This is a genomic window from Arthrobacter sp. 05T444 (assembly GCF_056395905.1).
In genome coordinates, this window is record NZ_JBFTKK010000013.1 from 48,372 (window position 1) to 62,253 (window position 13,882).

The window sequence follows — 13,882 nt, forward strand, 5'->3', positions numbered from 1 at the left end:
CACGAGACCACGGTAGCTCGTCGTTGTCAGTTCCGAGGATGCGCCACCGCTGCTAACTGGCCGGCGTCACGACGTCCTCCAGCATTGACCTGTCGAAGAATCGGACCTCGCCCGTTGCCTGGAAGAACACTGGAACTACTGAAGTGTTCGCGTCCTTCGAGGTTTCGTAGATCTCGGGCGCGCTCGCGTGTTTTCGCGCAATGGTTCCAATCAAGTCGGTGCCGCGAACCCGGACGGTTCGATATTTATAGCTCATTTGGACCCTTTCGTCGGCCAAGGCAAACCCTACCCGGAATAGGACTGCCTTCGACCCAAAGCACTTCCATCACGGCTGACAAAAGATCCGTTATCGGCGGTTGGGGGTCAGTCGAAAGCGGCTGAGGATTCCAAGGGGCGGCGAAGGCCTTCTAAAGCGGGAACCACGTTACTAGAAAGTTCGCCCGGGCTAGCAGTGCCGGTACCCAATGCTATAAGTAAGACGATACAAACTTTTCAGGTAATCCGTGCGCAGCATAGGGCGATACCTTCGGGTAAATAACCAATCAAGATCAGAAGCCGAAATGAGGCCTGATCCTGATTGTTACGTTGGCCGCCCGATTTTCTACAGTCCTGGGCCCGTTATAGCCAAAGTCAGTCCCGTGAACTCACTAGCCTCTTGGCTGTCATCTGTTGCTAGTGGGCAGCTTGGTACTTCTCCACCACGTCGGCCTGAATCCGGCCGCGGGTATTGACCTGAATACCGTTGTCGAGAGCCCACATCCGAATGGCCTTGGCGTCATTGCCACTCGATTTACGTACTGGCCGGCCACGGCCACCAGAAGTCTTACGGGCGGCATCGGTATAACGGCGTAGGGTTTCGCGGAGTTCGTTAGCGTGCTCGTCGTTGAGATCAATCTCATATTCCGCACCGTCAACAGCAAAATTCACGGTTTCGCTGGCCTTTGAGCCATCGAGATCATCTTCAAGGGTAACTACTGTTTTACGTGCCATACAAAAAGACTATCACCGCCGCGCTGTTATCGGCTTGCTCATTAGGGACTTGCCCCGGCTGAAGGGATTTGCGCTTCTAAATAATCCTACGTCTGTGAACCAGCGCACCCGTGCCTTTTTAGACTCCAAGTGGACGGGGTCAAGTGCGAAGCGCTGACGGCAGGTTGTTTTATGAGCTGCCGGATCTTGACGACTGAATTGAGCAATCAGTTGTTGATCGTGTCCGGCGCGAATGACGCATCCGGCGTTCCTGACTGCTGTCTCGCCGGCTGACACGGTATTGCGTGATACCGGAGGCAGCTTCACCTGGCTCTGCGGCTCGGTTACGAGACGTGGATTTCCTGCCAGGGAGCGATTCTTTCTCCGGGGCTTGGGGTTTGCGATTGGATAATGCTCGCCGGTTTCGGTGCGGGCATGTTCACCTTGAGGGTGAAATCAGTGCGGGTAATGAGAGATTGGGCCTGTTCTAGGGTCTTCCCCGTCAGGTTGGGGGCTACGGTCGACGCATGGGCGGTTGCGGCATCCAGCATATCCCGCCGGGCGTCGGTTGCATTAGCGGAGGCGAAATAAAATCCCGCGGCAGCAGAAGCCAAGGAAACAATCGGGCCGATCAAGGTCTTTTGTAGGTCAGCATTGCTCGAAATAAGAGAAGCAACGGACATGATGACAAGCGTCCCGACCAATAGAACGGCCAAAATAGGCCGAGTCAGGGATGTTGTATTTTCTCGGGCACGATGTTGCCGGAACTTGAAAACCACAATAGAAACCAAACTGATAATAACCAGGGCAATGACAAACCACAGTAGGGCGCTGGCAGCGCTGACAGGGAAGTCCAATGAAGTATCCGCTGCTATTTCTCCGTGCGTCGTCTTCGCTGTGAACTGATATTGGGGCATGGAAGCGGCCGTGTGCTTTTCCACGAAAAATTCCTTTCAAAATGTAGTGCAGGGCCGTGGTTCTGTCGCCCGGTTCCCTGCTATTTGCTTTCCGAATCCTCCTGCCGGAGGCAGAGAAATGGTGGTGCCGTATCTATGTGCCGGCTGTGAGCGTGGTCCTATGACGGGTTTGACGCCCCGCCTGGGCTGACGAGAAACAGCGCAGACAGGCTCGCCGATATTTGCTGACAAGGGGCGTTCCTCAGTCCTCCCGCAAGATTGCGGGGAGGACTGAGGAGTCCCATGCCTGACACCGCATACGGCCGGGTTCGCCGAGGGGTAGTCGACGCAGGTCGTGTTAGGACTTAGTTAGCTGGCCAAGGACGTCCTTGACCTCTTGGGCAATGTCGCCCGCAGCCTTAATTCCGTCGATGAGCTCGTTCCTTAGATCCCGGTATGACGGTGTGTCGGCCTGATACACGTCGACCCGGGCGCCATAGCGCCCGACTGCCTCAGGGAAGTCGTCACGGAATGTTTCCTGCCCATACGAGGCGCAAGCCGGGTCAGGGACCGAGCACCGGGTCGCCGCCGCGAATTCACGTGACACCCAAATTGCATGACCGCCCTCATCCACCACGAGGAGGAGCACCTTCCCTCTTAGCCCTCCGGTCCAGTTGTCATTCTTGGTATAAACGGAACACACGGCCTGACCCGAGCGGTAGAGCGTGCCGACCGTACTCATGGTCTTGGCGTAGCCGACGTTCTCATTGAGTTTGCTGATTGTAACCACGGCCCCAGGAGCGTAAACCGTGTTCGACGACCAGACTGCGTTCCCGTCGGAGCGGTAGATAACGAGGTTGCGGTCATCGCCCAGGACGAGCCTTGAGCCTCCGTTTCCTTCGGTGTGCGTCGCCCATACCGGGACTCCGCCCGGAGTGAGCAAAACAAGGTTCCCGTCGGGCTGCATGACGGCGCGATCTGGCCTGTGTTCCACCGGCAGCTGCCAGGTCCCCGTGTCCCAAACAGCCTGATTCCCAAACGCATACAGGACCAGGTTGCCGTCCCCTTGCATCACAAGGGTGTACTTACCGTTACTGGATGCAATGGACGAATTCGCAGACAGAGTAACGCCTGAATTAAGAGTGTCCACTCTCTTTACCTTCCTCGAATAGTGCCGGCTGGTTGCCCGGACACATCGAGTTTCTTTCAGCGCCCCTGTTTCAACATCCGCAGTTCGACATATGCGGCGGGGTCAAAAGCTTTAGTTCACATGTTCGCCCCGCGGCGACGGGAACCAACCCGGTTCTCGCGTACGTGGTTTCCGACGGTAGCGGCGATCCGTGCTGTCGCAGGGGAGGACGATTCGGTGCCTCCGTTCAGTGTGGCGCCTGGATTTGCAGGCTCGTAAAGGTCCAGACCTAGCGCGATGGCCGGAGGGCCGCTCCATGCGTTAGGGGCCGGCATTACACGTTGGATGCCGGCTGGGGCCGGCGCCGCGGAGTTCGGGATGCCTAGAAAACCACACCCAGACTTTATCTCCCGGGGATGTCGTCCGTGGGCTCCGAAGCGTTGCCATGTTTCCGATGACTGCATTATCTGCCTGTGACGGAGGTCGCTCTCGTATCGGCTGCCTTGGCTAAGGGTTTTGGCCTGCCCGAGTACGTCGCATTGCAGATGTTGAGACCGCTGTGTGGGAACAGACTCAATCTACCTGGCACCGACAGGAGCCTGAGATACACCAAACAAAACCCAGCAAAGGATTCAATAATGTCCAGAGTTACCTACAACGGCGTTTATCTTCGTATCGAACTTGATCACGAAGAAACTGCGAAATTCACGGACACCCTGACCAATGGAGACGTGCGCGCGATTACGGCATTCCTGGCCGCGCTTGGGGTTTCCGCCGTCGTGGCGCCCATAGTCGCGGCAGCGGTGGCAGTACATCTGGCGTGGGAAATACCGGCGACGAAAGCCGCCGACAAAGGCGATGGTGTCTTCCTAACCGCGTACGGGTTCCCTCTCAACCCTGCCGCGTTCATTCCCTCGACAAGATACCCGCATCCCCAAAACGACACATGGTTCTCATCGGATGACGGAGTTATCGGCTCCTCCGAGGGCGACGTCATCGAAACCCATATCGAGCACGGAGTGATAGATCCGAACGCCGTGGCCTTCCGACTCAACAACCAGAGCCCTGAAGGGTGGGACAAACGAATGATCCTGCGCGATGGGAACGGCGCCGAATACCGCATCGAGGCCAAAGGGTACGCCTCCAACGAGAACGCCATCTATGTGAATGAGGCCGCCAACGACGCGCCCCTCACATTCTGGAAGCCGAAGATTTTTGGAATCTGGACGGAAATTTTTTCGGTCCGGGGCATTCGCAACATACCGGGCGGTGCCCGCGTGTCATTTACCTGGGCTCAAGACTGAGGCCCAGTTCATGCAAGCGACGACTATGCCATCTGCTCCCGGTCGATCGGGTCCGCACCGGGAGCTCTGGTACCCCACCCACAGGCAACAGCATGACTTGAACTCCTTGTGGTGCTGTGCCATCCCAACACGTTCAGAAAGACCATCAGTGAATCCGCATCATCGCGCTATCAACAGGACCATCGGCGCCCCAGCACGGGTCCGCAATTACAGAAGTCCGTGCGCACCGAATGAGCTTGTCTCCGCAGCTTCCGCACGACCAACGGAAGGAATCGTTCGGTGAGACCAGTTCCAGAGACGTTCCCGGTCTCGCAGGACTTCGGAGGAGGGGCGACGGCCGGTGTGGCACCAAGTCCGGACCCGAACAGCGGAATCGCCTACCTCGTCTACCTCTACGGCAACTACCAACCGCTTGGCCACGCTGGTCGGGACATCGCTTGTCCTATCGGTACGCCTGTCCGCGCCATGGCTGGAGGAACGGTGTTGTGGGCGGACTGGGCCACTAACCTCCCGGGCGATGATTCTTGGGTCGGGTGGGCGTCACGATGGTTCCTCTATAAGCGATTTCCTGGCATCTGTTCAGTCATCCAGCACCCGTGGGGCATCGGCGTTTACGCGCACCTGTCCGATAACAACATGGCCCCTGCCGGGATGAAAGTCCGGGAGGGGCAAGTTATCGGGCTTTCCGGCAACACGAAAGCCATCGGCCCGGCCGAATACGTCGGCGCGCACCTGCACGTCGAAGCGCTCATCGACCTCGGCTACTCCAACGCCAACGGTCTCATCTATGGCCGGACCGACCCGGCACAGTTCTAAAGCGGCGCCGCTCAGGACCACAGTATTGACCCCGACATCGCCCGCTACATAGCGGGCGATGTCCCTCAAACGCACGTGGAAATTCAGGTGGCGACATTGTCGACGGTGCCGGGTTCAGGCCGCTCCTTCCAAAGGACGTATAACGCATCTCAAGTGACGGTCACACCGGGCCCTTAACCGGCGGTCCCAAAAGTCTGGGCAATCACGCCCATAGCCTCTGGCAACTGAACAAACATAACAACCGAGGAGAAGCACAAAATGAGTAAAGACCGCGGCAAACAACATCGCCAGCTAAAGGCATCACCGCCGTCCATCATCGACCAGTCGCCAGCCATCACTCTTCAAGGGCTGCAACCATCCCGCGCCTTCGCGAGTGGGGCACAGAACCTGGACCACCACGCCGGTCGTCCCGAGAGGGACCTTGCGGTTGCCGACGAGAAAACGAAGCAGAACCTTCGGTACTGCGATTACTACTGCTTTATGTCATTGAAAGATTTTACGGCCTGGGTCCAGAGGGACGACGAAAGCGACCCGTCCATTTCCTATTCTGTGACCGCATTGGCAACTGAACTTCCCTTCTACTAACGATCACAGAGGTTGAGCCTCTAGCCGGACTTCAAAGTGAGCCCACAGGCATTTTGAGTGGGCCACAGCGGGTCGACTACCAACCACGCGTTTACTATTACCCGCAGACATCACTAAATTGGGAGTGTTGGATATATTGGGCTGTCCCGACTCTGGCAGTTGGAGTAGTTGCCTCGCAGCCTAAAGGACCGCGCCACTAGAGGTCGTCCTAATATGATGATTTTTGGCAGGAGCTCTGAGCTTGCCCACTTATCTGCCCGACTTGACCTGGCTTATGGCGGATCGGGCCAGATAATGCTTGTGTCCGGGCCGGCCGGGATTGGGAAGACCAATTTACTCGATTGCGCGACTTTGTCGTGGGAGTCCAGAGGCGGCGCGACGCTGTGCGGCCGAAGTCCCGCTCTCGTGGGCCATGAACTGCCCTATCTTCCATGGGCGCAGGCGCTCGATTCGCCCCGGGGGACCCTGAGCACCCGTGCCCTTGAGAACTTGGGTCGGGCTGCCCGCTGTTTGCAGAGTGATGTGCAGGGAGGCCCACGCTCCCAGGCTGCGGCGTTCTGGCAGGCCCTAGTCCGAACTGCAGACGAAACGCCCTTGCTGGTTGTGTTGGATGACCTCCAGTGGAGCGACGACTCCTCCCTAGGCCTCCTCGCGTCGGGAATCGCGGAACTACCCCGCGCCCCCATATTTTTGGCCGTCGCGTTCCGCGTCTCCCCTGACATGAATCAGTCCCTGCGGCACCTGTGGCCTGAATGGGAGCGTCTGGAACTCTGCCATCATGCCCGCCTCTCAGCACTAGAAGACGGGGCGATAGTCCAGTTGCTAAAGAAAGCAGGCTATGACGGCAGGACTGAAGAACTTCTAAAAAGGGCGGCTGGCAATCCCTACTACGCCCTCACGCTGGCCCGCGCCGCGAGTGACAGTAGCCGCGCAACGCTTCCTGCCAGTCTGCTGGATTTTCTTTCGTCCCAGTTAATTCTTGCTGGCGAAGACGTTCGGCGGCTTGCACAGACTGTGGCTCTTGCGGGAGGCAGTATGGAGTTCCTCATTTTGGCCCGGGCGTTCGGGGGTGATGGTGTCTCTTCGGAGAAACAGATCATTAAGGCGGTCAATCAAAACATCCTGATTTTTGACGTTTCGACTGAAACGGTGGCTCTGGCGCACGACTTGATAGGGGAAGCGGCCACGCATTTGCTTGGACCTGAGGCCCGGGCAAGCATCCACCGCGCGCTAGCTCTCGCGTATGAGTCAGCAACACAGGATGTGCCTTTCCGCACGCCTAAGATGGCTACCCACTGGAGGGAAGCGGGTGAAGCGCCACGTGCCTTCGAGGCCTACCTCCTCGCGGCAGACGAAGCTTCATCCAGCGGTGCGTACAAGGAGCAATGGCACCACCTCGAGCAAGCAATGCTGCTCAGTGAAAGGTCGGCCCCGGCATCAGAGGAGCGCCGCAAATGGATGAATCATCTGCCAATCGCTGCGGAAGCCTCATACCGTGCAGGTAATGCTGCTATGGCGGCACGGTTGGCTCAGCAGGCCTTGGATTCTATGGAGCCCGAGATCGCTGACGAGTTGGATCTGGCCGAAAGACTGGTCCAGTACCTGCGGTGGGCAGGCGACGGGCCGGCAGCAGTGGAACGCGCCCGGTTAACAGCCCGTCGCGCTGGGTCAGCTGAGGGCGTCAGCGTACTGCGGAAAGCCGAAATCACTGCGACTCTTGCTGGCGCTCTGATTGGTTCAGGGCAAGCAGAAGAGGCCATGGAAGCCGCCGCCCAAGTTTTGGCTCTGTGCGCAGAGCAGCCCGGTGACCGTTCAGGGCAGACACGGGCGAACGCGCTGACCACCACAGGGATAGCCTACGCCTTGGCGGGTCGGATAGATGAGGGCGTGGAGATACTTGACCAGGCTCTGGCCCTCGCCCGCCAGCATGACGCAGGCGAAAACCTCCTCCGCACGCTGAATAATCACTCTTTCGTGCTTCAGGAAGCCGGACGCTACGAAGCGGCCGCGGGAGATGCCCTAGAAGGTTACCTTCTGGCAGGGGAACTCCATCTCGACCTAGGTGTAAACGGCCTGTGCATTAGTAACCTCGTGAGCTGTCTCGAATGGCTCGGGCGCTGGGACGAAGCAATGACATGGGTAGGCAAGGGACTCAAGGACGCGGTCGGGTACGAAATCAAAGCCGGCCTTCACGGCACCGCCGCGCTCATACTGGCATATCGTGGAGAACAGGTGGAGGCCTTGGCTTGGATGGAAACTGCCCTGAAGGACATTAGGAAATCCGTACTACCAGGAGTTCAATTTCAACTCACAGCCATGGCAGCTGATGTCGCTCTGGCCTCGGGTGAATATGTGAATGCACTGAACACCACAGTTCAGGCCCTGGAGTCCCCCGCCCTCCATGAGGAACCCAGAGACGTGCTCTACATGGCAACGTTGGGCCTTCTCGCGTCCTCCGGCGCCCGGCCCTTCATGGCCAACTCATCCATCGAAGAAAGAGTTAAACTTCTGGGTACCGCCGGATTGAGAGCAGCGGCGGAAAATTCCGGTGTCGTCCAGCAGGCCTGGGCAACAACTTTCGGCGCCGCGTTCGCTGCGGTATCAGGAGCACAGTCCACACCGGAGTGGCTGAAGGCAGCTCAACAGTGGGAAAGCCTCAGCAATCCGCTCTGGGCTATTCGGTGCCTTAACGCTGCTGGGAGCGCGGACCTCCACAGGAATCGTCGACGCGCAACTAGATTGCTTTCAAAGGCAAGATCCCAGGCCATTGCTCTCGGCGCTAGCCAGCTCATCCAGGGCATTGAAGCGCAGGCGCTAAGCACCAATCTGGTTTTGGCGGACCAAGTGGCGCCGGGCAAGAATCCATCACTTCCGTGGGGGCTTACGGCCCGGGAACTGGAAGTACTGGAGTTCCTCACCCACGGCGCCTCCAATCGAATAATCGGCCGCGAGCTCCTGATCACGGAACGAACAGCAGGGGTACACGTTTCCCACATATTGACAAAGCTTCGAGTCAAAACAAGAGCCGAAGCCGCCGCCATTGCGTTCAGGGAGCGAATGAAGGTGGCAGCGGAGTAGCCCAAAGGGGCCCGCATATCAGGGGATCGCCATATCAAGTGATCACCCGGATGCCGTGCGTTCCCCGATCATCTCTTAGCGACGCTACCGCAATAGTGTAAGAGCCTGAGTCCGGTGCGAGCCCACGCACTTCATCACCTCTGACTGGGTAAGGAACCCCTGCGTCGATTGAGGCCCAAAACTCAGACAACTTCTGTTGTGCTTCGGGCGGATACCCTTGGCTGGGGTAGGAAGCCACGCACCACACGGTGCGGCGTTCATGATCGACTTGAATAACGGCTATGTGCTCAGGTAATTCCTCGAGGCCGATCTTTTCGAGCTGGGTCCAAACGTCCGGCCGTTTATGTGCCAGCCAAGTCTGCAGCAAGTAAAAATCAGCCTTCTCAATCCTGAAGACTATAAGGTCCTTCAATGGCCATGACATGAGCTCCGCCTCCTCAGCAAAACATCTCTTAGACTACGGGGCCGCACCCTAGCCCCTTCGGCTTGCTTGCCGACGCCCTCGAACACGCAAACGACAACAGACAAAAGGATCATCGCACCCGCTGAATCGGATTGTGGGCACCACAAAGGATGCTCGAAAATACGGGAATCGTAGTCGGCGGCATTTTCGCGAAACCGGTCCAGTGTGTGCCCATGCCCGGCGTTAGAATCCCCTCGCGACACCTCCTTCGCTTGTTGACACAGAACGAAGTTACGCCTGTCTACATGAACCGTAAACAGCAAGGGATGAGACGATGGCCTTCCCGGTCATGAAACTGTGCCGCCGGCCGCCGTCAAAAAAATTCCCGGACGCTTGTCACATAGGTACGCCTCGTAACGCTCGGCTAACAAAACGGCCGATGCTAATGGTTCGTCGCAGAGGGAGGCTGGCCGGCTACGGCCTGCTGATCCTGGGCCATGGTGCCAGCCAGGCGCTCGTAGCTGGCTCCTGGCAACTGTTGATCCGTTGGTGCGTCGCCGCATTTGTCTGGTTTGAGGGCTTCGGCTGGTCTTCATCAACAGGCTCCGGACTCGCACGTGCCATCCAAAACCCTTGATAGGTATGCCGGTCGTCAATCGGTCCTATACTTGGCACGGCAAACACGCGCAAATCGGACATGTGGGTTCTTAGCGGCGGCGTCGTTCGCGGCTTTAACCTCGGGTGGATCGGTGAGGCAGTTTTGCCCCTAGAGGAACAGCGATGACGTCAGTCTGAAGTACACCCCGACCTGACGTCAGGCAGGTGGTCAGGGGTCGTCCAAATAGGGTTAGATTCTTCTTTTCTGACGATGGGTCGAGAAACTCTTAGACCGCACAGTGACACCTGATTACTCCCTGACGGCAGCACGACACATGGCAGGATATGGGCGTTTCATAGAGGTGCCGGGCCGGTGCGGCAGAGCTGTTCGACTTGGCGATCGCACAGGAACTAGCGGTTCGGAAGCCAATCCGTGCAGGCTGATTCTAGAGCCTTCATCATTCGCCGAGCACCAATGCAGGAGAGATGAGAGCTGCGGGGTGCTTCTGTATTCACAGACAAGTCCCTCGTCGAACATGCCGAACTCGCCCTCGCAAAGCACTCGGCCCACACCTAACACAGTAGATTCCAGACGAACTCCGCAGGATTCGACGGCGTCATACCGCCCCACTCCCCCGCCTCCATCAACCACCAGAAGCAACTTCGCTGTTTGATGCTCCTATGTCTCGTCAAGCGGCGTTAAGCCATTGCCGGTAGGCGGTTGTTAGGGCGGTGTCGTGGAGTTTTCCGCGTTCGATCTCTGAGATCCGGGCGGGTTGGACTCCGAAGTGGTTGGCGACGGTTTGAAGGGTGATGGCGCGTTTGAGTCGGGCCGGGCGTAGGTCCTCGGTTCCCGGGGTGGTGGGCGGGTTGGTCAGGAGCCGGTAAACCTCGCGGGCGATGGCGCGTTTGAGACAGCGGATGGCTTCCTTGGTGCCTTTGCCTTCGCTGGTTCGTTTCTGGATGTAGGCCCTGATGCGTGGTTCGCTGTTCATCCGGGTCAGGGCGATGCGGTGGAGCGCTGCATTGGCTTGACGATCTTCGCCTCGGTTGAGGCGGTGACGGGTGGTCTTGCCGGAGGATGCCGGCAGGGGGCTGGTGCCGCAGAGGGCAGCGAACGCGGCTTCGTTCTTGATCCGCTCCGGGTTGTCCCCTGCGGTTACCAGCAATTGCGCGGCGGTCACGATGCCGATGCCCTTGGCCGCGAACAGGGCCGGAGAGGTGGCCTGCACGAGTGCGCGGAGCTGGTCAGTGGCTTCGTCGATCTCTTCAGTTAGGCCGTGGTGGCGACGGGCGAGGTGGCGCAGGGCAATCATGGTGGCAGCCTCGGTCCCGGCGAGCACTTCACCCGGGCGGACGCGGCGCGGGGTCTCGAGCAGGGCTTTGCCGGTGTGCCGGGCGAGTTTCTCGCGCTGGGTTGCAGGGGCGGTGACCAGAACGGCCTTGTTTTGGCGCAGCACGTTCGCCCTGGCCTGCACGGCCGAGTCACGCACCAGGTGCTGGACACGGATCGATTCCACGGGACCGTTGGCGAGTTTAGGTGCCGGCAGGTCATCGTGGGCAAGAGCTTCCCGGGCGGCGGCCACCGCGTCCAGAGGGTCGGATTTGCCACGCAGGCGCCGCGCGGCCCTGTTGGGGCGGACGATTTCTGCGACCTCGAACCCGTTGCGGTGCAGGTGGCGGGCCAGGCCTGCTCCGTAGGAGTTGGTGCCTTCAACCCCGAACCGCACCGGTTCACCGTGCGCCAGGACGAACTCTGCCAAAGCCGCGTAGCCGGCCTGGTCGGCCCGGAACTGCCGGTCTGCCAGCATTTCGCCGGTCCCTGCGTCCAGGACCGCTGCGTGATGGGTGTCCGCATGCGTGTCGACGCCGACAACAACCGTGCGTTGATTTGTCATGATGGAAGTGCCTTTCGCTCGAGCGCGGGGCGGCAACACCGGCCGGGCGGGCAGACAAGACGTTGATGGGGCCTCTTGGCCAGGCTCCTGACTTGTTTCATTGATGGTGGGATGCCGCAGGATCTGCAGTCTTGTAGCGTCCAGGGTGTCAGCCGGCACAGGTCCGCAAGCTCCTTGCCGCCCGGTATCGTCCGGGTTGGCTCACTGATAGCGTGCCGCGCCGCTGACACCCGCCCGGGGCGTGGCTCGACAGAGGCATGCAAACACTTCAAGTCAGGGTGCCCGCCACGGGTGATTCATCACCGACATCGGCGAAAGGAACCCGGACGTGATCGTTATCGGCATCGACCCGCATAAATCCTCCATCACCGCCTCAGCCATCGATTCCTCGGGCTGTCAGCTCGCGGTGCGGCGCTTCGTGGTCAACGCGGGCACCGCCAAGCAACTGCTGGGCTGGGTCGCGCAATGGCCCGAACGCAGATTCGCTATCGAGGGTGCCAACGGACTGGGACGCGGAATCGCCCAGATCCTTGTTGCCTGCAGGGAGTCAGTTGTCGATGTCCCCTCGACACTGGCCATGAAGGTCAGAGTCCTTTCTACCGGCGGTGGCCGCAAGAGTGACCCGGCCGATGCGTTCGCTGTTGCCGTCACTGCCCTTCGGCAGGAGAACTTGCGCCCAGTCACCGCCGAAAACCAGAGCACGATTCTTCGCCTGCTGGCAGAACGCCGCGGAGACCTCGGCCACGAACGCGCCCGGCTGCTCAACCGCCTGCACCGGCTCCTGCGCGAACTGATACCCGGCGGCGTCGATCCCGGCCTCAGTGCCGACAAGGCCGCCGCCGCGCTGCGGACCATCCGGCCAGCAACAGCCACCGACGCAATCAGACGCGAGCTCGCCCGGGAACTGCGACGCACAAATCTAACAGACACCCCGGTGCCCGCCAGCCGCGGACTACCTTGCCCACGACGCCAGCCTGCTCTTTGCCGTGTACACCGGAATGTCCATCCGTGACGGGCTCCTCGTCGGAGACAACACCGTTTCCCAGTACGACGGCGATACCCACGACGGACTGACCCTCCCGCTGAAGGCGACCCAGTCGAGCCAGATCAACGCCGAATTCTTCTACCGCGGCAGCACCATCGCATCGACAAACCACATCACCCTGCCAAACCGCCCAGCAGATCTTGATCCCGACATGACGGGGAAGCGACTGAAAAGTAGAGAAGATCTTTCACAGCCGGAACAGGTCATGTCGCCCACTCGCTGAACGACGATGAAGAGGTAGCACGCACCAAAAACATCGAGGAATCAGACAGGGAGCCGCCGGCCACAGCATCGGCCACCAACAAAAAGGGCCCCGGGAGGGGCCCTCATGTGAACAGTTTGTGCACACTCAGAGGCCCGTAAGCCCCTGAACAGGGAAAACACGTGCCCGAGGTGGGACTCGAACCGCATTCCCGGCCTTGAATTGCCGCCTCTCCCCCGCAAAGCTGCGCAATCCGGCCCAGTCCGGCACCAGTACGACCCGATCCGAAGCCCAGGGTGTGCACATTGTGCACAGCCCCGGTTTTGGGCCTCGAATTCCCCCACCGACTGCTCATGGACTTCCGAGTCATCAGCCCTGCGACCCTTCAACAACACCAACTGCCGAATCAGGAGTTTCTCGATCAGGAACCCCGTCGAGGGCAATCGTTGGCGTTCAAGTCGTGCCGGTCGCAGTTGCCCCGGACAGCAAGACCATGAGCGCCCATGCGGTACGTTTGTTGCCGCCGATGAACGGAAGAAATCTGACCACGGACTCGAGGAGTGCTGCGGTCTTCGTGGCCAGTCGAGGAGAGGCTTCCGCGCCCATGACCGTCGTTGCGTGGCGCGCCAGGAAACGAGCAGCCCTTCGTCACGGATGTGACGCCGGGCACCGGCGCATGATCATCGGTCCCGACTGGGAAACAGCGTCACGGGACGACTGAACGTATGGCTCTGCGGGCACGGCATAACGGTGCCGCCCAGAGCATAACGACGGGGGCTGGAGGCGTCCACCCACCTTCGAACTACTTCGATGGCGATGGAGGGTCCAGATCCACAAAGCCTTTGGCCCAAATGGCCCCATAGATGCAGGAAATCGAAGTTTATGTGCGGAATTCTTCACTTTACTAACGGAAGGCGGGCTGTGACTATCGACACATAGACATTGTGATCGAGGAGGATC

Annotated in this window: 12 protein-coding genes; 6 read left to right on the forward strand and 6 right to left on the reverse strand. The window is 59.4% G+C overall.

Annotation, left to right across the window (positions count from 1 at the left end):
- Window positions 1-52 precede the first annotated feature (52 nt).
- The 4 genes from AC1DD3_RS13645 to AC1DD3_RS13660 all read right to left on the reverse strand — a co-directional run bounded on the left by AC1DD3_RS13645 (window position 53) and on the right by AC1DD3_RS13660 (window position 3,015).
- Entirely contained in the window at window positions 53-256 is a 204-nt protein-coding gene (locus AC1DD3_RS13645; protein ID WP_230118272.1) for a hypothetical protein, read from the reverse strand.
- 416 nt (window positions 257-672) lie between these two features.
- Window positions 673-990, reverse strand: a complete 318-nt coding sequence (locus tag AC1DD3_RS13650) for a histone-like nucleoid-structuring protein Lsr2 (RefSeq protein ID WP_230118273.1) — start codon at window positions 988-990, stop codon at window positions 673-675.
- A gap of 323 nt (window positions 991-1,313) precedes the next feature.
- Complete coding sequence (locus tag AC1DD3_RS13655; RefSeq protein ID WP_230118274.1) at window positions 1,314-1,910, reverse strand: PASTA domain-containing protein; 597 nt, start codon at window positions 1,908-1,910, stop codon at window positions 1,314-1,316.
- A 313-nt stretch (window positions 1,911-2,223) separates the two neighbouring features.
- Window positions 2,224-3,015, reverse strand: coding sequence for a hypothetical protein (locus AC1DD3_RS13660; RefSeq protein ID WP_230118275.1), 792 nt, complete (start codon window positions 3,013-3,015; stop codon window positions 2,224-2,226).
- A 617-nt stretch (window positions 3,016-3,632) separates the two neighbouring features.
- Between AC1DD3_RS13660 and AC1DD3_RS13665 the strand changes: the two genes are divergently transcribed.
- The 4 genes from AC1DD3_RS13665 (at window position 3,633) to AC1DD3_RS13680 (ending at window position 8,777) form a co-directional block, all read left to right on the forward strand.
- Entirely contained in the window at window positions 3,633-4,298 is a 666-nt protein-coding gene (locus AC1DD3_RS13665) for a hypothetical protein (RefSeq protein WP_476881887.1), read from the forward strand.
- Between the two features lie 279 nt (window positions 4,299-4,577).
- A complete protein-coding gene (locus AC1DD3_RS13670) occupies window positions 4,578-5,114 on the forward strand; it encodes a M23 family metallopeptidase (RefSeq protein WP_230118277.1) in 537 nt (178 codons plus the stop codon).
- Between the two features lie 258 nt (window positions 5,115-5,372).
- On the forward strand, window positions 5,373-5,699 hold the full coding sequence (locus AC1DD3_RS13675; RefSeq protein WP_230118278.1) for a hypothetical protein: 327 nt from the start codon (window positions 5,373-5,375) through the stop codon (window positions 5,697-5,699).
- A gap of 216 nt (window positions 5,700-5,915) precedes the next feature.
- Complete coding sequence (locus AC1DD3_RS13680; protein ID WP_476881941.1) at window positions 5,916-8,777, forward strand: helix-turn-helix transcriptional regulator; 2,862 nt, start codon at window positions 5,916-5,918, stop codon at window positions 8,775-8,777.
- Window positions 8,778-10,466: 1,689 nt separating this feature from the next.
- On the opposite strand, the gene AC1DD3_RS13685 is transcribed toward AC1DD3_RS13680, so the two are convergent.
- Window positions 10,467-11,675, reverse strand: coding sequence for an IS110 family RNA-guided transposase (locus AC1DD3_RS13685; RefSeq protein ID WP_230118279.1), 1,209 nt, complete (start codon window positions 11,673-11,675; stop codon window positions 10,467-10,469).
- Window positions 11,676-12,003: 328 nt separating this feature from the next.
- Between AC1DD3_RS13685 and AC1DD3_RS13690 the strand changes: the two genes are divergently transcribed.
- Both AC1DD3_RS13690 and AC1DD3_RS13695 read left to right on the forward strand, forming a co-directional pair.
- Window positions 12,004-12,687, forward strand: a complete 684-nt coding sequence (locus tag AC1DD3_RS13690; protein WP_230118280.1) for an IS110 family transposase — start codon at window positions 12,004-12,006, stop codon at window positions 12,685-12,687.
- Entirely contained in the window at window positions 12,662-12,943 is a 282-nt protein-coding gene (locus AC1DD3_RS13695) for a hypothetical protein (protein ID WP_476881888.1), read from the forward strand. Before AC1DD3_RS13690 ends, AC1DD3_RS13695 begins: the two co-directional genes overlap by 26 nt.
- 432 nt (window positions 12,944-13,375) lie before the next feature.
- Here AC1DD3_RS13695 and AC1DD3_RS13700 read toward each other — a convergent pair whose 3' ends face one another.
- Window positions 13,376-13,552, reverse strand: a complete 177-nt coding sequence (locus AC1DD3_RS13700) for a Fic family protein (RefSeq protein WP_476881942.1) — start codon at window positions 13,550-13,552, stop codon at window positions 13,376-13,378.
- Window positions 13,553-13,882 lie beyond the last annotated feature (330 nt).